The following is a 20,958-nucleotide window of genomic DNA, read 5'->3' on the forward strand; positions in this document are numbered from 1 at the left end:
TCGATGCTCAACCAACTCGGTCTCGTCGATGCCCTGTGGGCGTTTCGTGATGGGCGCGTTTCGCCCGGCGATTACCTCGCGGCCAGCCATGATGCAGCCCTTGCCCGCTCGGATCTTGCCGCCTTCACTGTTCTCTCGGCGGATCCCGCGCCGGGAGACGGAGCCTGGGCTGGCATCCCCGTTGGGGTGAAGGACATCATCGCCACTGCATACATGCCGACCACGAACGGCTCACCGGTCTATGCGGACCACGTGCCCGCTGCGGATGCCTGGATCGTTGCCCGCCTGAAAACCCTCGGCGCCTCGGTGCTCGGCAAGACCGTGTCCACCGAATTCGCCTGGCGCCATCCGGGACCGACGCACAATCCATGGAAGCGCGGACACACGCCGGGGGGCTCATCGAGCGGATCAGCCGCTGCCGTCGCGGCTGGGATTGTTCCCGTGGCCCTCGGTACCCAGACCTTCGGATCGGTGATCCGGCCGGCCGCTTATTGCGGTGTCGTCGGTCTCAAGCCGAGCTACGGCGCCATTCCACGGGTCGGCGTTCATCCCCTTGCCCCCTCACTCGACCATGTCGGCCTGTTCACCCGCTCGGTGACGGACGCCGCCTTCGCCCTAGCGCATCTGATCGGCCAGGACGAAGAGGACCTGCACGGCCGCTCGCTGCCGAGCTTTTCCGTCGACCTCGACACGGGATTGGCGCCCCGTGAGTCGCCGCGCCTCGCGCTGCTTCGGACCACGATCTGGGACAGGGCCGAACCGGAACAGCGCGCACTGCTCGAATCCACGGCGGCAGCTTTCCGAGCGGCCGGAGCCCATGTGTCCGACCTCGTGCTCCCGGCCGCCTTCGAAGGCTTGTGGGAATGCGCGCGCACCATTCTCGCCGTCGAGGCCAGCGCCTGCTTCGGAGCTCTGGTGGAACGTTTCCCCGGCCGGACGAGCCAGCCGCTCAAGGATCTCGTCGCGGAAGGTGCGCAGATCCCGGCAATTACCTACGTTGAAGCCCTACGACGGCAGGCCGATCTGCGGGCGGACCTCAATGCGGTGCTGGCAGGCACCGATGCGGTCCTCACCCTGCCGGCCTCCGGCCCTGCCCCAGAAGGGCTGGTCTGGACTGGCGACCCCGCCTTCTGCGTGCCTTGGACCTGCCTCGGCGTTCCGGCCGTCGCGCTTCCGGCTGGGGAAAGCCAAGGGCTTCCGCTCGGGATCCAGCTTGTGGGCACCTACCGCAATGATCTTGCGCTTCTGCGCACAGCTCGCTGGTGCGAGACGGTCCTGGCCCGTCCCATCACCTTTCCCGTCTTCGGCCCCGCCTCCTGAAAACCCGCACATCGCGATCATCGGAACGCTGCCCCATGCTGTCCCTCCTCTCGCTGCGCAAGCAGATCGATGCCGGCTCACTCACGCCGCGCGAGGCCATTTCCCTCTCCGAGGCCGCGATTGCCGAGCACGAGCCTGAGATCCAGGCGCTGGTCAGCCGAAATCCCGATCCGGTCGTACCGGAGCGAGGTTCCCTCGCGGGCATCGCCGTAGGAGTGAAGGATATCCTCGACACTGCGGACCTGCCAACGCAGATGGGGTCGCCGATTTACGAAGGCTGGCGCCCGCGCGCAGATGCGGCCATCGTGGCACGCCTGAGGCGGCTCGGCGCCGTACCGCTGGCTAAGACCACCACAACGGCCTTCGCCTTCCTGGACCCGACACAAACCCGAAATCCGCGCCACCTTGGCCATACGCCGGGCGGTTCGTCGGCGGGTTCGGCCGCCGCTGTATCAGCGGGGATGCTGCCGTTGGCGCTGGGCACACAGACCGGGGGCTCAGTGATCCGCCCGGCCGCCTATTGCGGAGTGGTGGGGATGAAACCGTCCTTCGGGCTCCTGCCCACGGTGGGCATGAAATGCTTCTCCTGGACGCTCGACACGCTGGGCCTATTCACTGCGGGCGTCGCCGATGCCGCCCACGCCCTCGCGCTAATGACGGGGCGTCCGGGTCTCGACCTTCCCGCAACAGAGCTAGGCACGCCGCGCATCGGCGTCGTCCTGCAGGATTTCTGCACCGCTGCGGAGCCCGAAGCGCTGGATGCCCTCGAACGCGTGCGGGCTGCCGCCGAAGCCGCCGGAGCCCGCCTGCGCGATGTCGGCCTGCCAGCGGTCTTCGCCGAAGCCTTCGGGCTTCATGGCACGATCCAGGATTTTGAGGCGGCCCAGGCGCTGGATTGGGAATACACCACGCATCGCGCGGACCTCGGACCACTCCTGGGCGCGCATCTCGATGCCGCGCAAGGCGTGTCGCCCAAGTCCTACGATGCGACCTTGAAGGTGGCGAATCGCGCCCGGCGGCAATTGCCCGATCTGTTTGCAGAGCACGACGTGGACGTGATCCTGACGCTCTCGGCACCCGGCCCGGCGCCGGAAGGCTATGCCAGCACAGGCGATTCCCGCTTCAACCGCCTCTGGACGCTGATGGGGGTTCCTTGCGTGACCGTGCCGGTGGGAAGCACCCCGGCCGGGTTGCCGCTCGGCGTGCAGATAATTGCCCGCCGTGGCGACGATGCCCGGGCCCTCACGGCCGCACACTTCGCCGAGACGGTGATGCATGAGCACCATCGCTGATGCGAGCTATTCCCGTGGGCTAGTAAAACGGCACGCAGAACGACCGCTTTTGGGTCTCGCGTAAGGGGACTGCTACGGCAAGGTTGAGTCGGCACCCGTCCGTCCGCTCTATGACCGGGTTGGGTGGAAAGCTTCAAGCGGACATCAACACCGTCCGTTCAGCAGGATCTCGGCGACCTCGGGCACGTCCCGGGTTGTCTGCTCGCACAGGCCGGCGAGATTCGCACCGGAGAAGGCGTGCATGTACAGACGGTGGAGGCTCATCTCGACGAACCGTGCTGCCATCGGGGTAGCCTGACCGCCTTTCCAGATCGAAGGACCGGCTTGGGCAACTATCGGCCATACCGCGACCGCCGTGACGAGGCCCACTCGGCTCCCCCCAAGTCAGCGGCACGGGTGGCTGTGAGGGAAGCGCGAGGTGATCCTAATCCTCCGCGCAGCTTCCGCTGACGCCAGTGTTGGTTGTTCAGCCGCCGTCTCGCCTAGAACGCCTCGTCGTCGCCGCCGCGTTCGACATACTCGCCATGCAGGTCGTAGCAGATTTGCACGAACAGCTCGGGGAGGATCCACTCCTCGACGGCGTCGAGGCACGCGGCGGACCCGAGCGCTTCGATGCCTTGTGAGATGCCGTCGGTTAGGTCGGAGAAGGCGCCGCTGGCCTGCGCCCAGAGCTGCCGCAACTCCTCCATGGACGGCTCAAAGCTGATCTGGTGCGCGAGCTTGTTGCGCAGCCGGTTGATCGCCATGAGCACGTCGCGCTGCTCCTCGCTGATCGTCCCGATCTGATAATTTAGCGTGATGAGCGCGTGGTGGCGCAGCGTGTCGGCGTGTTCGGCGAGGCGGGCGTCATACTGCGCCAACAGGCGTCGCAGCAGGAACTCGATCGCGAGATGGCCAGTAAGGAGGCTGCCGATGAACGGGCGATCGCCCACCATGTGCTGGTAGAGGTCCGTGAAGCCGGCGATCTTCTGCCCGGGCTTCGCCACCTACTTGCTCCAGCTCTCGTATTTGCCGTCCGGGTTGTGGAAGTCCTTGAGCGACGGCTTGGTCTTCATGCCCCCGATCCGGCCGGCGAGCTTCGCCAACTCATCGGCAGCGCCCGGCTTCCAGCCGTTTCGGATCGCCCACGACTTGATCTTGTCCGGCTCCAATGCATGCCCTTTCGCCCGCAGGATGCGCAGCGTCTCGTCCGCGTGACTCTTGTCGCGCGGGTTCATGAGCGCGTGCGAAAGGTTGATCCACCCGGACAACGCCGTGAGCGCCTTCTCGACCACAGGATCGGTGATGAGTGGCGACGGCGCGCTCGCTTGCTGCTGCCCATGCACCAGCGGGTTCCAACGCGTGATCCAGCCGTCGATCTCGCCCGGTAGGTCAGGCACCGCGACGATGCCGATGATCCCGGCGACGCCGTCAAGCATCTCCAGTATTCCCTCGTCGGCGTAGTAGGCGATGATCACCGCCCCGCGTCCCGAACCGCGAAGGGTCTGGAGCGTGGCATGCCGCAATTGCCCACCCGTCGGCAGCGGCACCACCGCATTGCCAAGCAGTGTCTTGGCCTCTTGCGCTCCGACATGACCGGCGAGCGACGTCGACTTCAGCTGCTGCTTGCCATGGGTCAGGAGAATGTAGTCCCGCACCTCCGGCTGCCCCCTGGCCCCGATCGCATAGGCATAGGCCAGCGCATGCGCCCAGGCGGATGGGTCCTGGCTATCGATCGGGACTACTATGCGGGTCGGATTCGGCATCCGGAACTCCGATAATGAGGCGGAGTGCTACAAGCCGCCTGGTTGAGCCAGGAATGTGGGAAGCCGTTCTCGCGAAAACATGCCCTTTGAGCTTTCAGGCGCTCGCTGTTGCTCCATCTACAATGGCGGCCCGCCACATGGCGGCCTTGGTAGCGGGCGGCTCGCCAAACTCCAGCAGGAAGGACACGATCGCCGCCGGATCATCGGTGATACGCACCGCTTCGTCGAACATTGTCGCCGCCCGCTCGCCGGCAAGCTGCCGCAGTAATGGCAGCAACGGCTTCTTTCGGCCCTTGTCGACGACTTGGTCGCACGGCAGGTCCCAGAAGCCCGGCGTCGAGTTGAACAGCACCATCGGCGTCGGCGCCGTCTTGTCGGCACGGTAATAGTTCTGGGTCGCGTCCTGGAAGACCTCCTGCACCGTCCCCGCGTTGCCTTCCGCGAAGATGATCCCGCCATCGGCGACGGTGACGAGCCCGTCCTCGCGCAGACTGTTGTAGAAAAACTTGCCGATGTGGGTGGCGAACAGGTTTGGCGGCTCATGACCGTAGAGCCAGGTCGGGATACCGAGATTGCTGCTCTCTGCCGGCGCGGTCGCGCGCCAGTCGCCGAGCAGGCGTTGGCGTACTTCGCATGCTGTGCTCAACCATTGGTGCGACGCAGTGAACTTGGGCGCGGTGACGAGGATCGCCATCGCGTCGTCAAGCGCTTGGTCGGGGAAGCCGGCGAGGAACGCGCCCAGGTTTGCAGCCTCCATGAACCCCGGCCCGCCTCCCGTCACGATCATGCGTCCCTTGCGGGACAACTCGCGAGCGAGTTTGGCGACCGTAAGGAAGCCCGCATCGGTGCGGTCTCGGTCGTGACCGCCCATGACCGCTACTGCTGGCCGCCGCGCGCTCTGCAGGAATCGCACGACCGAGCGTTCCATCGCGGCGTCATGGACCCGCGCGGCGATCGTGTCGGCGAAGCCGATCGGCTTCGGCACCTTCTTCGCTGGGTCCATGAACCAGAAATAGGCTTGGTGGTCGAAGCTCTTCTCCCATGACCCCTCGGTCGCCGGATCGAAGTCGGCATAGATATCGGCCACGCTGTAGACATCGGACCGATACATATCGAACGGTACGTCGCCGCGCCGTCCGAGCACCGTCGCACCCTGTTCGGCGGCCTGCGCCGCGGTGACGGGGGAGAACGCCCCGCCGACCAGAACGCAGCCGTCGAGGCGCGCGCTGGCGAGCTCTTTTTCGTATCTGCGTAGATCGAGACCGACGAGGACGGCTGGCGCTCGGCCGATGTCCGCGAGCCACGCCGTCAGGCTCGCGTCATCGGTGATCTCTGCTGCCATGGACTGTCTCCTCCCACCGTCGCCATTATTTGCGCGACGACTTGATCTTGCAGCCGTCACGATACACGCTTCGATTGCCTAGAGTGAGAGCAGATGCAGTCGATCCGGTCGGTTGCGCCGTGGGGGAGAGATGACGCCATGCGGATCGCATCCTTCAACGTCGAAAACCTGTTCGAGCGGTGACTCTGACCTGTCCGTAGCCAGATGATTTGGGACAGTGTGCGAAGCTCAGTAGTGGAGGCTCTGGTCCGTCTGGGGCGAGCCATATACATGACATCTGAAATCGGACGTTGGCAGTTCGGGCTCTTTTGATTTCAGAGAGATTTTCCTGCCGCTCGTGTTTGTAATCAAACTGCTCATCAATTGCGGCTATGTATCTCGATTGCATGAATTGCCATTGGATGCTTGAACCATCTTGCTCAACTAGAAAATCACCGGCAACCCAAGAGGGCACGCTGTGAAAGAGCAGGACAAGAGAGGCTGCCATTGCACGTGCCGCCAGTCTATTGAATTCTTCAACATCCTCGGGTCGCTCTTTGCCCGCCGTTACTCCTGCTTTTGCGGCCTCGATTGACTGTAATATCTGTGCAGGAGTCAAATGCACATAATTTGATGTAAGGCCATATATCCGACCGATCTCCTCGTCGAAAATTGATCTGTGGTCCTCGGGTAGCAAATCGAAATTGATTTCTCTCTTAATAGAGATGGACGGGGAGCGAAGATCTTTATCGAATACGGCAAGTTTTTCATCTATAGAGGAAGCGTAGCTCGCGCGTTGTACGTGGGTAATTTTCACGGAAGCCTCTAGTAGAAATCTCAACTCCCGTCGAGCCACGTTCTGAATGCCCTCCGAAACTAGGACAGCAACTGACATAGCCGATTGAAGAATATCTTGCGATAGCCGTGAAAGAAGGTGATTAGAGATATATTTTGGATCACGCGACGTATCGCTCACCATAAACGCCAATCCGGCGAGATACGAGCGAACGAGCAGGTGGGTTTGCTGAATGGGTGCAACCAGTTCAGGCCTCAAGTCATGAAAGCTGCTGTTCTTCTGCATGTATCTTCCCGTAGTGCGCCTACAGATTTGCACGGTACTCCTAGATATCGATGAGGACATTTTCTTGACCCTCTGGCCCGCTGCCGTCCGCTCGCCGTCCTCGAGTTGACGTCGGCGGAGGGCGGTCAAACGGCTGCTTTGTAGAAGCGCCGGCGGCAGTCCGGGCGGCCGGGTTGGGTCGCAAGCGGACCCCGGGCGTGGGTCCCATCTATCCGAATTTCACCACTAGGGCTGGTCGCTGGCTCCTATTCTCGGGTCGACGCGGTTGCGGGCTGGACTACGAGATGAGCCCGTTTCGCCCTGACGCGACCCCCAATGATCTCCAGTCCGAGATGCTCACGAGCCTCCCGGGCGGGGGTTGTTGCCCCTACCGGACACCGTCGCGCCACCGGACCCCGCCGGAAATCCGGACGCGGCGGCGACGATGGGGTCAACTCAGGTAGAGGCGGGGGGGGGCATTGCGGCATCCGGGTGGTCGGAAGTCTATCATTTCCGCATATTCCGAACCTCGAAGCCGTTTACGGTCAGGGCCTTGGGCCGAAATCGAATGCGGAATCCGGAGGGTTCGAAAAAGCTTTCACAAGTAGCGGGATCCTGGGGGCGAATGCCTCCCCGCAGGTTCTCCATGCGTCCAGGGGACCCCATCCATGGGTCGGGCTCGGTCCTGGCGAGGTCAGAAAGGCCCCTCGATTTCTAGGCGAATATGATCGCCCATTTGGACAAGCAGACCGTGTGGTGGCCTTCCCTGGACGTCGGTGTCTCAGAGCCTACTCATGGTCGTCTCCAAGGTCGGGGTGATCGGACACCACCGCGCGCCCATCGGGCAGGCGGGATGGGATCAGCGTGCCGCCCCGCCCGTGACCAGTTCCAGGCCACGGTCTATCGGGCTTGCCGGGGCAACTGGAAACGTGCAGCTTTGCGATGATTGCTCTATCAGCGCAGCCCGTGAGGCTTTTTCAATGTTCATCAAGCTGACGGACTACCATGGTAATCCAGCGGAACTTGAGGCGGAAAGCCTCTTAAAGCTGCGCCCTGCATTAGCAAATCTGGGCGATCCGGATGGGTGCACGCTCGTAGATGGCGGGAACTACGGCATCTTCGCACTGGGAAACATTCAGGCAATTGCTGGATTGTTTGCGCCTTACGTACGCCTCGCGTCACTACACACACCGGATGGCAAGCCGACATATTTGAATGCTGACGGGATCGTGGGGGTAGCGGTTGATAAAGCCTATGCTGGCAAGTCGGTCGCACTGGTCGGCGCGAAATGGCAGAACATCAACGTCCCCTCACGAAACAAAATTCCGCTGATGGAGACGGTGGCGGCAGCTAAGGCGATTTTGGAAGCGGCCGCGAAGGACGTCAGGCCCGGCACAGATCCTGACGCCTAACGCCACCCTGCCTTACCGCCCCGAGGCGATGCGCTGCTGGTAGGCGATAGCGTCGTCGAGCTCGGCCGCCATTAGCTCGGGGATGCCATCCATCACATCGCGGACGGCGACCTCGTACGGCACCTGCAGGACGGACTTGTGGACGGCCACGAGCAGGATGCGCGGGCGGCCCTGGTTGACCCAGATCATGCGCCCGTTCTTGCCCAGGGGCGCCTTCACCCGGGGCGGCCGCACGATGTACCCCAGGAGGCGGCTACCCCCGACCGGGATCTCGCCCTTGTAGACGCCCCAGCGGCCCTTGACCCGGCGCTTGGCGACGGTGCCGCCGGCCTCGCGGTTCAGGCGGGCCGCCACGCTGCCCGGCAGGTTGCCATGGCGGTCCGGACGGATTCCCTGCGTCAGGGCCAGGTTGCGCCAGTTCGGCAGCAGGATGCGGTCCTTGGCGAGGCCGACGTCGCCCGGGCGGCGGACGTTGGGCCCATCGCCGACGAGGAATTTCATCACGATGCTCTGGTCGTCGAGCACGTAGGTGTCGGCGCTGACCTCGCCGGGTCGCCTGCGCTGCTTGCTGAGGCCGCGACGGTACGCCCAAGCCCGCTTCATCCAGGTCGTCGGGTTGTCGACGACGTCCTCCGTCGCCTCGTTCATGCGCTCGGCGAGTCGCTTGGCGCTCTCGTCCATGACATAGGCGCACGCTCGCTCGTAGCGCTTGAACGTCGTCTCCTCGGCGAACTGGCGCGCCCACAGCGCGATCCGGTCCCCGAGGTCCGTGGTGAGGTTGAAGCCGAGGTTCGCCATGCCGGGATCGTGCGCCGGCCAGCGTGACACGTTCCAGGCCACAGCGACACCGAATCGTCGTGCCATGCCTCGAAGGAATGGATCGCCCATCCTTGGCCCATGCCGCCCATGGAGCCATGCGTCAGCCCATGACGGGCTTCATGGGCCGCCATGGGGCGATCCACAGGCCCGAAAATAAAGTCCCGGCCCGCATGAGGCACAGGGACGTGCCTTCCAGGGCTTTTCGAGAGCCGATGGGAAATCACCCTCGGTTCGCGGAGGTCGTGGCGATCCCACGGCTCAATCGCCGAAATCGATGGGGCTGGATGCCGTGCCCTAGAGTCTGGCACCTGCAGCAGGCGGGGGCGGCCAGGGGCGGCTAAGCCCCTCTGGTGGAAGGCGGTTCCGCGATCAAGAATTGTCCGTCGCGTCGGGTGTGGTGCCTCGGCTGAGCGGCAGTTCTGGGTCAGGAACATCCCCATGCTCTTCATTCGAGGCGACGATGCGCCTCTCAGCTACATGCATCATGCATCCGAGGATGCGGTGCGGGCTCTAGGCGTGCCGCTGGGCCGGACACGCGACGATCTGGCGGTCACATGCGCCATGGTGGGGCAGGCCATCGTGGAGGCCGACGGCGCCGGTCGACGCATCTCGATCTCCCGGTCTGGCGACTGGTGGGCCCTGCGCCGCTTCCCCTGCACGCCGCTCGGGCGCAGCAGGGTAGTCGGGTTTGCCGACGCCATGACCAAGGCCGGCCTGTTCCATCAGCACCGCGCCAAGCCCGGCGCCCATCTCGCCGAGCGCGAGTGCGACCGGATGCAGTCGGCGATCTGGGCCACCGAGGGCCTGGTCGCGCGGATGCGGGGTGAGCCCATCGAGCACCGTACCCCGCGCGTGCCTGTTCTCCTGCGCGACGACGACGGAGACCCGCTGCCGCTCCCGGACACGGAAAAGGTCCGCCGCATCGTCAGGACAATGGAGAGGCGCAACGAGTTCCTCGCTGGAATCGGCGTCACCGTCGACCCGAAGGCGGCCGCGTCCGGCGCGTGGCGGTTCTCGGACCATCACTGGCACGTCATGTCGGCGAGCGGGCACTGGGCCGTCGCCCTCGCCATCGAGACCCCGCTGGCCGTGCAAATGTTCTCGCGCGGCCGCTTCGATCTGCACGGCCGGATGTACGGCGCGTGGTCCAGCCTGCCGAAAATCCGGCGGGCCGAGCTCCTCATCAACGGCGAGACGGTCGAGGAGCCGGATTACCACTGCATCCACCTCGACCTGGCCTACGCCATGTGCGGCCTCCGCCTCGACGGCGACGCCTACGACGTCAAGGTGAACGGCGTCAGCCGGAACCAGATCAAGGGCGCGGTCAACACCGCCCTGAACGCCAAGGACCGCACGGCCACGATCCGGTCGCTCCTGCAGAAGCGCTACGAGGCCGGTCGCGACGGCAGGCCGGCATGGCCGCGCCGGCTTGACTGGGCCGGGACCGCGGCGGTGCTGGACCGGATCGAGGAACGGCACGAGCCGATCCGGAACCTGTTCTCGACCGACGCGGGCATCAGGCTGATGAGGATCGATTCCGAGATGGCCGGCGAGGTGATGGACCGGTGCGCCAAGGCCACCACCCCCGTGCTTCCGGTCCACGACAGCTTCCTGTGCCAGGCTGGAAGGAAGGACGTCGTGGAGGGCATCATGACGGAGGTGATGGACCGTACCCGCGTCAGGCTTTCTCAAGGTTCTTCAAAGGCTTCGGTTCAGCCTCGCCTACATAATGCCCCCCATTCGGCGGAGCCGTGGGTTTCCTTCCGGGCGGAGCCCGTGGGAGCCTTCCTGGCGGAGCCCCGGGTGGTCCTTCCTGCGGAGCCCGGGGTCCCTGCTGCGGAGCCCGTGGGAGCCTTCCTGGCGGAGCCCCGGGTGGCTCTTCCTGCGGAGCCCGGGACCCCTGCTGCGGAGCCCGTGGGAGCCTCCCTGGCGGAGCCCCGGGTGGTCCTTCTTGCGGAGCCCGGGGTCCCTGCTGCGGAGCCCGTGGGAGCCTTCCTGGCGGAGCCTCGGGTGGCTCTTCCTGCGGAGCCCGGGGTGGCTCTCCCCGCCTTCCTCGCGATGTTCTTCCCCGTGCTAGTAGAAGCCGCCTCCGTGCCGGTCCCTGGCCCTCGTCCTGCCGGGCTCCGTGGTGTCGGCTCTACAGCCCCCCGCGTCCCGTTGGCCAAGTCGCCGTCTCGTCTCCCCAACGTCGTGTCGGACATCGTCATGCCCCCTACGCTCGCCCCTCCTCCAGCCCCCCGTCCCCGGTCCGCGTTCGACGTTCCCAAGGGGAAGTGCTGGCGCGTCGTGGAACCCGACGGCAGAGTCGTTACAGGGCCGCCGTTGTTCCTGGAGCCCCGTGCCCGCGCGCTCCAGGCTTTCGGCCACGACCCGCACGCCCTCCCTCGCTCAGGCAAGGTTTCGCCGGGCCTGTAGGCCGTTTCACCTTGTGCCGGGCATGCCTCCCCAGTAGACTTCACATGTCCTGACCCGGGCCAACTGCACCACAGTTGAGACGCGCCCTCCGCCGCAACCCGGCGTGAGGGCGTCGTCGTTTCTGGTTTCCCCGATCCGGGACCGCGACGGGCACGACCTCGCCCCTGCGGCCTGCCCAAATCGGTCCGACGCGAGCACCGTTCCTCCACACCCGGAGGTCCTCGTACCCGCTGCTGCCCCTTCCCTCGTCGCCCTGTCCGCCCCGCCGGCTCACCCGTCCCCGGCGCCAGCCGGCGTCACCCATGATCGGTCCGGTGGCTACCGGGCGCGCGTGACGCTCCACGCCATCCGCCGCTTCGCCGACCGCGTCATGGGCCTGGAGCCGGCGTTGGAAGGGCTCGACGACGTGGATGCCGTCGATGCCGTCATGGGGCTCGGATACGACGTCGACGGCATCCGGAGGTGGCTGGCGTTCTACGGCTACCCGGGGCCGCGCTGGGGGGCGAAGGGCGTCGTCGTCGGGAAGGTGGGGCTGGTGCTGGCCGGATCGAGGGTCGTCACCGTCGTCATGCGCGGGGCCTAAGGGCCTCCCTGGCGTGGCCTGGAACTGGTCACGGGCGCGACCGCACCCTCGGGTCATCCCGACCGCGTCGCGGTCCCCGAGACCGCCCCCGTGCCTCCCGTGCCCCCCGAGACCGCCCCCGACATCACCACGGCCTTCGACGTCACCGGCGCCACCGCCGTCGCTGACGCCAGGCGCGCTGCGCCGATCCCGCCACCTGCGGTTCCGAGTTCGAGGCGGACGGCTACGCCTCCCGGACGGTGACCTGCTCCCGCTGCGGACTGACCGGCGTAGTCGAACACGACCTGGTGGCCGAGCTCGACGACGCCGAGGTCCGGTCGTGATGGGCGCCCCGTTCCAGGGTCACCACGAGCGGCGCGAGGCCGAATGGGTCGGCGCCCTGATCCTGGCCGGCGTGGCCGTCGCCCTGCTGTTGCCGGGCCCGACGTTCAGCCGCCCGACGTTCGACGCCTTCGCCGCCATCGCCCCCGAGGGCACATGGGGGGCCGCACTCCTCGGCGTGTCCTTCATCCGGATGCTCGGCCTCTGGGTCAACGGGTGGAAAAGGCACAGTCCGTCGATCCGGTTCGTCACCGCCGCGGCCGGCGCCGCCGTCTGGGGCTGGGTCACGGCCCTGCTCTGGCACGATGGCTACCCCGGCGTGAACACCGGCTGCGGTGCCTACGGCGTCCTCGCCACGGTCGACGCCTACTGTGCCTTCCGCGCCATCTGGGACCAGGGCCGAAACGACGCCCGGGCCGCCATCGTCCGGAGGGCCGCGGCGTGACCGACTGGCTCTCCTCCGTCGCCGCCCTCCCGGCCGAGTACCTGAAGACCGCCGGCACCCTGCTCGGCGGCGCCTTCCTCGCCCTGGGGACCTACGTCGTCGCCCGCATCAAGGAATCGCGCCGTCCCGCCGAGACGGTCACGGGGTCGCCGCGGATCGCCCTCGATCCCGCCGACCGTGACCTCGGCTACACGCTCGTCCGGACCGGAACCGACCTGACGCGGGCCCTGAACGACCACGGCGAGATCCTTCGCCGGGCGTTCCGGCCCGACGACGGCGACGACGGCGGCGCGCCTCCGCCCAGGTCGCAGCGGTCCCATCGGAACCGGAGGCCGCACGCATGAGGCGCCCCCGGCTCGTCGCCCACCCGAAGCGCGTCGCCAAGCACTCGTGGTCGTTCTGGCTCGCGATCTTCGGCTTCGCATGCTCGGCCGCCGAGGCCGGCATGGGCGTCCTCGCGGGCAGCCCGCCCATCGCACCCGTCCCCTTCGCCCTCTGCCTCGCCGGCGTCTCGCTGGCGGGCGCCGTCGCACGCCTCGTCGCCCAACCCGCCCTCGCCGGAGACCAGTGATGCCCCTGCCCAAATTCTCGATCTTCGGCCTCCGTCGGCAATCGACCACGGCCAAGGCCCCCGGCAAGGCCAGGAACAGGATCCTCGCCGCCATCACCGCGGCCGGCACGGTCACCGGCGTGGCTGCTATGGCCGTCAACACCACGGGCCCGAACGAGGGCCTGAAGCTCGTCGCCTACAAGGACCGGCTCGCCCGGGACCTGCCGACCGTCTGCCTCGGAGAGACCCGCGGGATCGAGCTCGGCATGCGGTTCTCCAAGGCCGAGTGCGACGCCATGCTCGTCAAGGCGATGGGCGAGTTCGCCGACGGCTCCGTCGAGCGCTGCATCAAGGGGCCGATCAAGGACGAGCCCTACGTCGCGTTTTTGGACTTGGCCTACAACATCGGGTCCGGCGCCTTCTGCAAGAGCACGGTGGTCAAGCGCTGGAACGCCGGCGACCACCGTGGCGCCTGCGACGCGGTCCTCGCCTTCAACCGCGCCGGCGGCCGGGTCGTCCCCGGGCTCGTCGCCCGCCGGAAGCGCGAGCAGGCCCTCTGCCTGAAGGGCATCTGACGGTGGGCCTCGCGCTCGCCGCCTGCCTCAGTATCGGCCTTCCGCTCGTCCCCGCGGGGACGCCTCGATTCGCGTGGGCCTGCCCCTCCCAGTCCCCGGCGCCGGCCACCCCGGACCTGCCGGCGCCCGTCCGCCCATCCCGTCCCCGTCGGAGATCCTCACCGTGACCCTCTACGCCCTCGTGCTCCTTGTCCTCGCCGCCTCCCTGGTCTGCGAGATGTTCCTCGACCGGAAGGCGTTCGCGAACCGGATCGCGACGGACAAGCCGTTCACCTTGAGCATCGCCAGCATGTTCTGGCTGTACGCCGTCGACGCTTCCGGCGTCCCGCCTGGGTTGGCGTTGCTGCTCAAGCTGCCCGCCATCGTGGTGCTCGCCTACGCGACCTGGATGCTGGGCAGGTCGATGTGGAGGTCCTGGAGGGCTTCCAGGTCCCAGCCTCGGATGGACGCGCACGAGCTGATGTCGCTGGCCGAAGACATAGCCAAGGCGGACCGGCTCCGGGCCTCGGCCGACAAGGCGGACCATTGGCGCGCCCGCGAGCTCATGGACGCAGCCATCGCCCAGGCCGCCCGCCGTGCTTGACTTGCTCCTCGCCCTCGTCTGGACGCCCCTCGGGATCGTCGCCGCCGGCGCGGCCGCGCTGACCGTGGTCTACATGCCGCGCCTCGCCCTGCCGCTCGCCGCGGTCGCGGTGATCCTGGCCGGCGCCGCCTACATCGCGTCCCTCCAGTCTGAACTCGGCGCCGCCCGCCGGGAGCGCGACGAGGCCAAGGCCGACGCCGCCGGAAAAGCGGCGGGCATCAAGGCCGTCGAGGGAGTTGCTGGAAAAGCAGCGGTCCGTGCGAAGGCGACCCGCTCCGCCCGCGACGCCATCCTCTCCGCGCCGGCCTCCGAAGACGCCCCCGTCGCGCCGGTCCTGCGCCAGGTCCTGGAGGGCGGCCGGTGATCCGCATCCTCGCCGCGGCCGCGCTCGCCGCCTGCCTCGCCGGCTGCGAGACAGCGGGTCGCTCGACCGTCCCCGCATCCCTCCTCACCTGCGCCGACGCGCCGACATGGCGGAAGGGCGGGACCCAGCGCGACGTCGCCGGCTACGTCGTCGACCTGCGGGACGCCCACGCCGATTGCCGCGACCGCCTCGGGGCCGTCCGCGGTCTCGTCAGAGGGAAGCCGTGCCCCCGGTCGCCGCCCTGGTCGCCCTGACATGCTGGGTGCCGCCCCCGACACCGGCACCCGATCTCGACCGCGTCGTGGCGGTCCTGCGGGTCAAGACGGTGCCCCCGCCCCCGGCCCGCGCCGACGTCGCCGCGGCCATCATTCGTCTCCGGAGGGGTCGTCCGTGACCATCGTTATGGCGCCTCGTCCGGAGATCGACCGCGGGGCTACGCAGGCCGCCCTCGATGCGGCCCGGGACGTCGTCCGCCACCGCCGGTGGTACCTCGACCTTGCGGACGACCGGCCGCTCCCCGACGCCATGCAGGCCGCCCTCGAACGCGCCCTAGTCGCCCTCGACGCCGCGGAGGCCGAACATGGCCGAGGCTGATCCCTGCCGCAGGGCCCTGACGCCGGCCGAGGAGGCGCGGCTGTTCTCGGCCGACGCGGTCACGGCCGCCCGGGAGGTGATGGCTGGAAAACCGGCGGGGCAGGCTGGCGAGGCATACCTGGCAGTGTTCGCGATCCTCGCCGCGGCCGCCCTCGGGCAGGGGCAGGACCCGCCACCACCCCGCCAGGGCCTGCTCCCCGGCATCTGACACCGCGCGAGTAACGCGTACCGATCTCCCCGTAGGTTCCCCATCGCCCCGGCAGCCCCGCGCTGCCGGGGCTTCTCGTTCCGGGCCTACGCAATCCGCCGCATGTGAATGGGCGGTATTTCTTTATCAAATCCGTTGACGAATTCGCATCAGATGGGCACAGTTTATTTATCAACCATGGAGCCCGCTGATGATTCTCCTCCTCATCTCCTTCTTCCTCGGGGCCACGTTCGGCCTGTTCGCCGCCTACGGCACCGTCCGCTTCGTCCGCCGGCAGGCGCGCGCCCGCCTCGTCGACGAGGCCCTCGTCGGCCGTCGGGCCGCCACGTCCCATCGCCGCCGCTTTTCTGGCGACACCCGGTACGCCTGGGCCCTGGGGGGAGCACGCTGATGGCCAAGGAAAGTCGGTTGTCGATCAGCATCGAGCGCTTGGCGGATTTCGCCGCGCTGGCCTGGGGGGAGCGGTGGATCGCGCCGTTCGCCGAGACGCTCAGCCTCTACGTTGGCCGGACGGTAGCGCCGTCGCAAGTCCATCAGTGGATCTCGCATGCCCGCCCCGTGCCGGCCTGGGTCGCCGAGGCGTTGGGCCTTGTAATGGCATATCGGGTCGACGAGCTCCGGCGCCAGACCGTCGCCACGCACAAGCTCAGGAGCAAGATCGAGCAGGAGCTACTCTCCCGGGTCCTGGGCCCCGCGGCGGAACTCGCGCCCGACGTCGACGAAGACGGCGGCCCTGCTCCGAGGATCGGCTAATGGCCAAGGACATTAAGCCGACATTCGGCCCGAGGCTTAACCTGCCGGGGCAAACCGACATGATCCCCCTGCTGGATAACGTCCTCCTCGCCCAGCAGGCCGAGGCCGAGGCGGCACGCCATGCCATCGGCGGGAACGGCCCGCCCGACGAGCCCACCGCGCCCGACCAGGGCATCGAGCCTGTCCCGCCCGTGGAGCCCGAGGCGGTCGATCCTGCCGCCCTCCTTCCCGAGTTGGAGCCGAGCTACGCCAACCTCAACCGGATGTACTCTGATGTCCTCGGACCCCGCTGGCATGTGCACGCTAGAGAACGCCTCGGTCTAGGCGACGAACGGACGTTCCGACGTTGGCGCGATGGCGAGGGTGCCCCGGGCAGGGAGGAGATGGGCAAGGCGCGGGACCACCTCCTAACCCTCGCCATCAATGCGCTCACGGCCATCGGGGAGGCCAAGCTCGCGAGCCCGCTGGTCGATCTCCAAGCGGGAAGGAGGAGCGCCGCCCATGAGCGTGCACTGGAAATCCACGCCAAAAACATGGCCGTGGCCGATGCCAAGAAGGCCGTGACGGCGGCCAAGAAGGCCGCGGCGGCGGCCAAGGAGGAGGCCAGGCTGGCCCGCTTCGAGGCTTGGTGGAAGACCGACTGCGCGAGGCGGGCGAAGGTCTACGCCGAGACCATGGCTAACCCGCGGTTCTTCGTGTCCCTAGCGAAGCCCCCGAAGGCCGCACCTGAGGCCGTGTCCCTGGCGAAGCCGCCCAGGGTCGCAGAAAACGCCTAGCGCCGGATTCCCGGCGCCGCGTCCGGCTCGGGGGCCTGCTCGATCCGGAACGGCCCCCGTTGCCCGGTCAGGACTCGCCGCCGGCGGTGTTCTCGGTCCTCGCGTCCGAGGGCGTACAACCGGCCCGACGCCGTCCTCGCGTAGCCCTCGCCAAGCTCGGTAACGTTCGACGTCGTGACGAACGCGTCGCCGTGGAGAGGGTGCCCCCAGCACAAGCCGAACAAGACCACGCCGTGGCCGACGGGCGCCCGCTTGAGCTCCCACTTGTCCAAGAACGGCGCGGCGGCGGCCTCGGCGCCGAACGCCCCGGCCAGGCGCGCCCGCAGCGCGGCGGCGTCGGCGAGCTCCTCGTTGGTCTGGTCCCTCAGTCTCACGCTCGCCTCCCTCGTCCTGTCTCGATCCTCCGCCGGCGCCGCGCATGGCACCAGGGCTCACTCAGTCCCCGGTCGACAGGTCACCGCCGCCGGACGGGCATGGGGCCGCCATCGTTACCGGAACGTCGAGCAACCTGTCGTCCGGCCGGTCGACGGAGAACCCGCCCGTGGTCCCACCGCCGACGGGCGTCCACGTCCCGCCTAGCTGCCCCCCGCGCCCGATGGCGGCGTGGCCCCGGGCCCGGAGATCCACGGCCTCCTTCCCGGTCCGCGCATTGACCGTCCCGCACGTGACGGTGACCGACCAGCCGCTGCCCGCCTCCGGCTCGGCGACGACCCGAGCGAATCGCTGCGTGCCCGGGGGCCCGGGCGCGCGGACCTCCAGGTGCCAGGGCTCGCCCTCCGAGGGGAACGCCTGCGCCGCGGCGGGGATGGCCACCAGGGCCAGGGCGATCAGCACTACGCGAACCAACATGAGCCATCCTCCTCGAACCAAGCCGCGGTCGCGGCGGTGACGATCCCGCCGGTGTCGCTCCGCCGGAAACCCGGCGTATCGATCCGGTAGCCGACGCGAACGGCACCGGCCGGCCGGGCGCCGTCGAAGCGTGTGCCCCGGACGAAGGCGTGGACTTCGCGCCGACCGGTGGCCTGGCACCGGCGGCGCGCCGCGTCCGACGCAAGGAACCGGCAGTCCGCCAGGGCCAGCGCCGGGACGTGCCCGACGACCCGGCCGCGCGGGGCACCGCGGACGCTCCAGGCATGGAGGCCGCGGTGCCAGTAGACCTCGACGCCTTCAAAGCGATGGCCGGTCATGGCGCGCCTCCACGGACCCGCGGTTGTGAACGCCGTGGGCGGCCGCCTCCGCCGTGAGGGCCTCGGCCAGGGCGACGTCTGGACCGATGAGGCCGGCCCCGACGTGGTCTTCGAGGCGCCCGACATGGAGCTCGGCGGCGACGAGGAAGAGGCGCGACGGCTCGCCCCAAGCCTGGGCGAGCCGCAGCCGGTCCCGGACTTCGGAAAGGGCGCCCATCTCAACCGACTCCCCTTCAGTTCGGCTGGCGGCGGGCGAACCCGTCGCGAGACGCCACGACGACTTCGACCATGCGGCGGAGGGGCCGCAGCGATCCACCACGCCAGGCCGAGAGGGCGTCCATTTCGCTGCCGTCCAGGGCCGGGACCCAGCGTTCGTCGAGGCCCTGCTCGCGCCGGATACCGTCGAGGATGGCGGCCGCCACGACGGGCAGGTCTTCCCGCCGCGGCAGCGGCCAATGGACGACCGGCGCCCGGTCGAGCAGCGGCCCCGACAGGCCGGCGGTGTCGTTGGCGGTGATCACGTAGGACACGCCGCTCAAGTCCAAGGGCGCCTCGACGGCCGGGTCGAAGATCGCCCTCGCCGTCGTCCCCCGCTCCAGGAACGGCAGGAGCGTCTCGTCGAGGCGGCCCCACCGGCGGGATGGTCCGGCCTTCTCGACCTCGTCGACGACGATACCGACACTGGCGCAGCGCGCCCGAAGGATGGCCTGGGCGGGCACGGACAGTCGCCATGTTCCCCATTGCCGGCTGGTGCCTGCCCAGGATCCCCCATCCATCATTCCAGACGCCGAAAAGAGCGTCTCGGGCAGGCCCGCCGCCCGGAGCAGCGCCAGGGCGAACGAGGTCTTCCCGCAGCCGGCGCCGCCTACGAGGACACGTGGGCGGAACGCTGCGTACGTCGCGCCTGCGAGGTCCGTGGCGTACCGCTCGATCACTTCGCTCGCCCAGGGATAGGCCGCCCGCAGCCCTGCCGCGAACGCGACAGGATCGGGCGTCGGGGACAGCGGCAGCGCGACCTCGGAAACGCTGTCGCATAGGGCACGCGGGCTCTCGCCTCGGTCGCGGGCGTGCGTGCCGGGCTTGGGGAGGTGATCGAGCCGCGGGCACACGACGAGCGTCAGCGGCGAGGGCTTCGGCTCCGGGTCAACGCTGGGCGGCAGCCGATGGAGCCCCGCCCGGTCGTCGTCCGTGGCCTCGGAATGCGTCTCCGGCGCGGCCGCACGGGCAGCATCATGCACCGTCGCGTCCCCGCTCTGCAGCGCGGCAGCCAACGTCCCGAGGCCAGGACTTCCGGGCCGCCACGAGCACCGCAACCCGCCCGAGAGGCCGACCAGGGCGCTGGCGAATCGGTGCCCTTCCAGGCCGTGCTCGCACTGCCAGGCGGCGCGCTCCCGACAGTAGTCGTGGCCCGCCTGGTCCCCGCACTCGGCGAGGCAGCCCGCGGCCGCGCCCGCGAGTTGCTCGACTTCCTCCCGGAAGACCAGCACGTCCTCGACTTCGGACGCGTCGAGGTCCAGGCGCTCCTCGAGCTCCTGCAGCAAGCGCTCCGACGTCTCCAGGAGGCAAACGAGGCGGACCCGGGCGGTGTGCGCCCGGTACGGGTCGGTCCACCCCTTGTCGCGGACGTCCTCGGCCGTTGCGTACGCAGCCTGCCATAGGGCGAGGACCCGGTCATCGTCGCCGAAGCGCGTCACGTCACGCCGGCGCGGCTGGTCCCGCGGGCAGCGGACCGCAAGGAGCAGGTGGAGCAGCCGGAACGGCGAGTCGTGTCGGGAGGGGGGTGGACAGAGCCCACTCAGGCAGGCGTCGAGCGTGACGGCGGCCGCAGCCGCCCGCGAACGGTCGTTGGTCATCGGAAGTCACCGTGTTGGCCTGGCGGCGATGCACAGAGGCAGCCGCTGGGCGAGGAGCCTGACGGGGGATGCACGAGGCAGCCGTCTGGCGAATGCCTGCAAGTCTAGCAGGGCAATCCTAACGGACGGTGAAGGTCATCCTTCTGGTCGTGAGGTTTTCCCCCGGCGGACGCTGGCCAACATGTCAGCGGCGTTCTCGGCCGCGCGTAGGGCGTCCTCGATCCGGTCGCCCTCGCCGGGGCCGTCGGACACGGTGTCCGCGTAGTGGGCCAGCGCGGAGAGGAGCCGTCCCATCGCCTCGGCGTCGTCGTGGCTGGACGCGGAGGCGATGACGCGCAGGACGTTCGGCGACAGGCCCTTTGCCGCGATCCGGTCCCTCGATGTCGTGCGGGTATTCAGGCCCAGCGCCGCCGGCAGGGCGTGGACCCAGCCGCCCGGCCAGAGGCGCAGGCAGGCGGCGTCGACGGCGGGGAGCAGCGCCGGATTTACGGCGGCTGGATCGAGGGCCTCGGGCTCGCCGTCGCCGATCAGGTACGGCCGCCGCGCCTCGTCGTAGGCCAGGGCCCGGGAGCCGACGCGTCCGACGACGATCCATCCTTCAGGTGCGGGCCAGACGTCGGGCAGCATGTGGTCAAGGACGATCAGCATGGGGCCCATGGATAGCATGCTGGTACGAAAAAGGGCCCCCGATTGGGAGCCCAGTTCCGTCTTGGTATGCCCCAGCTTGAGTGCGCCGGGAAATCAACTCAGGCCACCTGACCGGTGGGATCGCCCACGAGGAT

30 protein-coding genes are annotated in these 20,958 nt (G+C 68.2%); 17 read left to right on the top strand and 13 right to left on the bottom strand.

The annotated features are described in order from the left end of the window. The first annotated feature begins 3 nt into the window (after positions 1–3). Positions 4–1,320: an amidase gene (locus ACYQR9_RS15250; RefSeq protein WP_461227072.1), complete on the top strand. Its 1,317-nt coding sequence runs from the start codon at positions 4–6 to the stop codon at positions 1,318–1,320. 35 nt (positions 1,321–1,355) lie between these two features. Further along, positions 1,356–2,612, top strand: a complete 1,257-nt coding sequence (locus ACYQR9_RS15255) for an amidase (protein ID WP_461227073.1) — start codon at positions 1,356–1,358, stop codon at positions 2,610–2,612. 144 nt (positions 2,613–2,756) lie between these two features. On the opposite strand, the gene ACYQR9_RS15260 is transcribed toward ACYQR9_RS15255, so the two are convergent. The 5 genes from ACYQR9_RS15260 to ACYQR9_RS15280 form a co-directional block, all read right to left on the bottom strand. Beyond that, a complete protein-coding gene (locus tag ACYQR9_RS15260; RefSeq protein WP_461227075.1) occupies positions 2,757–2,897 on the bottom strand; it encodes a hypothetical protein in 141 nt (46 codons plus the stop codon). A gap of 197 nt (positions 2,898–3,094) precedes the next feature. Continuing rightward, entirely contained in the window at positions 3,095–3,598 is a 504-nt protein-coding gene (locus tag ACYQR9_RS15265; RefSeq protein WP_461227077.1) for a hypothetical protein, read from the bottom strand. Continuing rightward, positions 3,599–4,357 (bottom strand): hypothetical protein, encoded by a 759-nt coding sequence (locus ACYQR9_RS15270; RefSeq protein ID WP_461227078.1) that lies wholly within the window; start codon positions 4,355–4,357, stop codon positions 3,599–3,601. Positions 4,358–4,451: 94 nt separating this feature from the next. After that, entirely contained in the window at positions 4,452–5,699 is a 1,248-nt protein-coding gene (locus ACYQR9_RS15275; RefSeq protein ID WP_461227080.1) for an LOG family protein, read from the bottom strand. Positions 5,700–5,853: 154 nt separating this feature from the next. After that, complete coding sequence (locus tag ACYQR9_RS15280; protein ID WP_461227081.1) at positions 5,854–6,759, bottom strand: hypothetical protein; 906 nt, start codon at positions 6,757–6,759, stop codon at positions 5,854–5,856. A 773-nt stretch (positions 6,760–7,532) separates the two neighbouring features. On the opposite strand from ACYQR9_RS15280, the gene ACYQR9_RS15285 reads away from it, so the two are divergent. Then, positions 7,533–8,150: a hypothetical protein gene (locus tag ACYQR9_RS15285; protein WP_461227083.1), complete on the top strand. Its 618-nt coding sequence runs from the start codon at positions 7,533–7,535 to the stop codon at positions 8,148–8,150. A gap of 12 nt (positions 8,151–8,162) precedes the next feature. On the opposite strand, the gene ACYQR9_RS15290 is transcribed toward ACYQR9_RS15285, so the two are convergent. Further along, entirely contained in the window at positions 8,163–9,014 is an 852-nt protein-coding gene (locus ACYQR9_RS15290; RefSeq protein WP_461227085.1) for a hypothetical protein, read from the bottom strand. A 393-nt stretch (positions 9,015–9,407) separates the two neighbouring features. Here ACYQR9_RS15290 and ACYQR9_RS15295 point away from each other — a divergent pair, with 393 nt between their 5' ends. After that, positions 9,408–11,384 carry a hypothetical protein gene (locus tag ACYQR9_RS15295; RefSeq protein WP_461227087.1) on the top strand — a complete coding sequence of 659 codons (1,977 nt, stop codon included), beginning with the start codon at positions 9,408–9,410 and terminating at the stop codon, positions 11,382–11,384. A 331-nt stretch (positions 11,385–11,715) separates the two neighbouring features. Then, complete coding sequence (locus tag ACYQR9_RS15300) at positions 11,716–11,967, top strand: hypothetical protein (RefSeq protein ID WP_461227088.1); 252 nt, start codon at positions 11,716–11,718, stop codon at positions 11,965–11,967. Between the two features lie 53 nt (positions 11,968–12,020). Here the strand turns inward: ACYQR9_RS15300 and ACYQR9_RS15305 are convergent, their stop codons facing one another. Then, positions 12,021–12,248: a hypothetical protein gene (locus ACYQR9_RS15305; protein WP_461227090.1), complete on the bottom strand. Its 228-nt coding sequence runs from the start codon at positions 12,246–12,248 to the stop codon at positions 12,021–12,023. A 41-nt stretch (positions 12,249–12,289) separates the two neighbouring features. On the opposite strand from ACYQR9_RS15305, the gene ACYQR9_RS15310 reads away from it, so the two are divergent. The 12 genes from ACYQR9_RS15310 (at position 12,290) to ACYQR9_RS15365 (ending at position 17,136) form a co-directional block, all read left to right on the top strand. Next, the gene (locus ACYQR9_RS15310) at positions 12,290–12,733 is read left to right on the top strand and encodes a hypothetical protein (protein WP_461229816.1); all 444 of its coding nucleotides are present in this window, start codon (positions 12,290–12,292) and stop codon (positions 12,731–12,733) included. Next, positions 12,730–13,077, top strand: a complete 348-nt coding sequence (locus ACYQR9_RS15315; protein ID WP_461227092.1) for a hypothetical protein — start codon at positions 12,730–12,732, stop codon at positions 13,075–13,077. The genes ACYQR9_RS15310 and ACYQR9_RS15315 overlap by 4 nt, the downstream gene beginning before the upstream one ends. Beyond that, positions 13,074–13,304 (top strand): DUF7940 domain-containing protein, encoded by a 231-nt coding sequence (locus ACYQR9_RS15320; protein WP_461227093.1) that lies wholly within the window; start codon positions 13,074–13,076, stop codon positions 13,302–13,304. The genes ACYQR9_RS15315 and ACYQR9_RS15320 overlap by 4 nt, the downstream gene beginning before the upstream one ends. Continuing rightward, complete coding sequence (locus ACYQR9_RS15325) at positions 13,304–13,858, top strand: lysozyme (RefSeq protein WP_461227094.1); 555 nt, start codon at positions 13,304–13,306, stop codon at positions 13,856–13,858. Before ACYQR9_RS15320 ends, ACYQR9_RS15325 begins: the two co-directional genes overlap by 1 nt. A gap of 73 nt (positions 13,859–13,931) precedes the next feature. Next, on the top strand, positions 13,932–14,441 hold the full coding sequence (locus ACYQR9_RS15330; protein WP_461227095.1) for a hypothetical protein: 510 nt from the start codon (positions 13,932–13,934) through the stop codon (positions 14,439–14,441). Next, positions 14,434–14,805 (top strand): hypothetical protein, encoded by a 372-nt coding sequence (locus tag ACYQR9_RS15335; RefSeq protein WP_461227097.1) that lies wholly within the window; start codon positions 14,434–14,436, stop codon positions 14,803–14,805. Before ACYQR9_RS15330 ends, ACYQR9_RS15335 begins: the two co-directional genes overlap by 8 nt. Continuing rightward, the gene (locus ACYQR9_RS15340) at positions 14,802–15,059 is read left to right on the top strand and encodes a hypothetical protein (RefSeq protein ID WP_461227099.1); all 258 of its coding nucleotides are present in this window, start codon (positions 14,802–14,804) and stop codon (positions 15,057–15,059) included. The genes ACYQR9_RS15335 and ACYQR9_RS15340 overlap by 4 nt, the downstream gene beginning before the upstream one ends. A 136-nt stretch (positions 15,060–15,195) precedes the next feature. Beyond that, positions 15,196–15,399, top strand: a complete 204-nt coding sequence (locus tag ACYQR9_RS15345; protein WP_461227101.1) for a hypothetical protein — start codon at positions 15,196–15,198, stop codon at positions 15,397–15,399. Continuing rightward, positions 15,386–15,607, top strand: coding sequence for a hypothetical protein (locus ACYQR9_RS15350; protein ID WP_461227103.1), 222 nt, complete (start codon positions 15,386–15,388; stop codon positions 15,605–15,607). The genes ACYQR9_RS15345 and ACYQR9_RS15350 overlap by 14 nt, the downstream gene beginning before the upstream one ends. A gap of 190 nt (positions 15,608–15,797) precedes the next feature. Beyond that, positions 15,798–15,998, top strand: a complete 201-nt coding sequence (locus ACYQR9_RS15355; protein WP_461227104.1) for a hypothetical protein — start codon at positions 15,798–15,800, stop codon at positions 15,996–15,998. Beyond that, positions 15,998–16,360 (top strand): hypothetical protein, encoded by a 363-nt coding sequence (locus ACYQR9_RS15360; RefSeq protein ID WP_461227106.1) that lies wholly within the window; start codon positions 15,998–16,000, stop codon positions 16,358–16,360. The genes ACYQR9_RS15355 and ACYQR9_RS15360 overlap by 1 nt, the downstream gene beginning before the upstream one ends. Then, entirely contained in the window at positions 16,360–17,136 is a 777-nt protein-coding gene (locus ACYQR9_RS15365) for a hypothetical protein (protein ID WP_461227108.1), read from the top strand. Before ACYQR9_RS15360 ends, ACYQR9_RS15365 begins: the two co-directional genes overlap by 1 nt. Here ACYQR9_RS15365 and ACYQR9_RS15370 read toward each other — a convergent pair. The 6 genes from ACYQR9_RS15370 to ACYQR9_RS15395 form a co-directional block, all read right to left on the bottom strand. After that, positions 17,133–17,510, bottom strand: a complete 378-nt coding sequence (locus ACYQR9_RS15370; protein ID WP_461227110.1) for a DUF6634 family protein — start codon at positions 17,508–17,510, stop codon at positions 17,133–17,135. The two genes, ACYQR9_RS15365 and ACYQR9_RS15370, sit on opposite strands and share 4 nt — an antisense overlap. A 61-nt stretch (positions 17,511–17,571) precedes the next feature. Continuing rightward, on the bottom strand, positions 17,572–17,985 hold the full coding sequence (locus tag ACYQR9_RS15375) for a hypothetical protein (RefSeq protein WP_461227112.1): 414 nt from the start codon (positions 17,983–17,985) through the stop codon (positions 17,572–17,574). Further along, complete coding sequence (locus ACYQR9_RS15380) at positions 17,970–18,323, bottom strand: hypothetical protein (RefSeq protein WP_461227114.1); 354 nt, start codon at positions 18,321–18,323, stop codon at positions 17,970–17,972. The genes ACYQR9_RS15375 and ACYQR9_RS15380 overlap by 16 nt, the downstream gene beginning before the upstream one ends. After that, complete coding sequence (locus tag ACYQR9_RS15385; RefSeq protein WP_461227116.1) at positions 18,304–18,540, bottom strand: hypothetical protein; 237 nt, start codon at positions 18,538–18,540, stop codon at positions 18,304–18,306. The genes ACYQR9_RS15380 and ACYQR9_RS15385 overlap by 20 nt, the downstream gene beginning before the upstream one ends. A gap of 16 nt (positions 18,541–18,556) precedes the next feature. Next, positions 18,557–20,176 (bottom strand): AAA family ATPase, encoded by a 1,620-nt coding sequence (locus tag ACYQR9_RS15390; protein ID WP_461227118.1) that lies wholly within the window; start codon positions 20,174–20,176, stop codon positions 18,557–18,559. A gap of 135 nt (positions 20,177–20,311) precedes the next feature. Beyond that, entirely contained in the window at positions 20,312–20,824 is a 513-nt protein-coding gene (locus ACYQR9_RS15395) for a hypothetical protein (protein ID WP_461227120.1), read from the bottom strand. Positions 20,825–20,958: the final 134 nt, after the last annotated feature.

The sequence above is a fragment of the Methylobacterium sp. CM6241 genome (genome assembly GCF_054817845.1).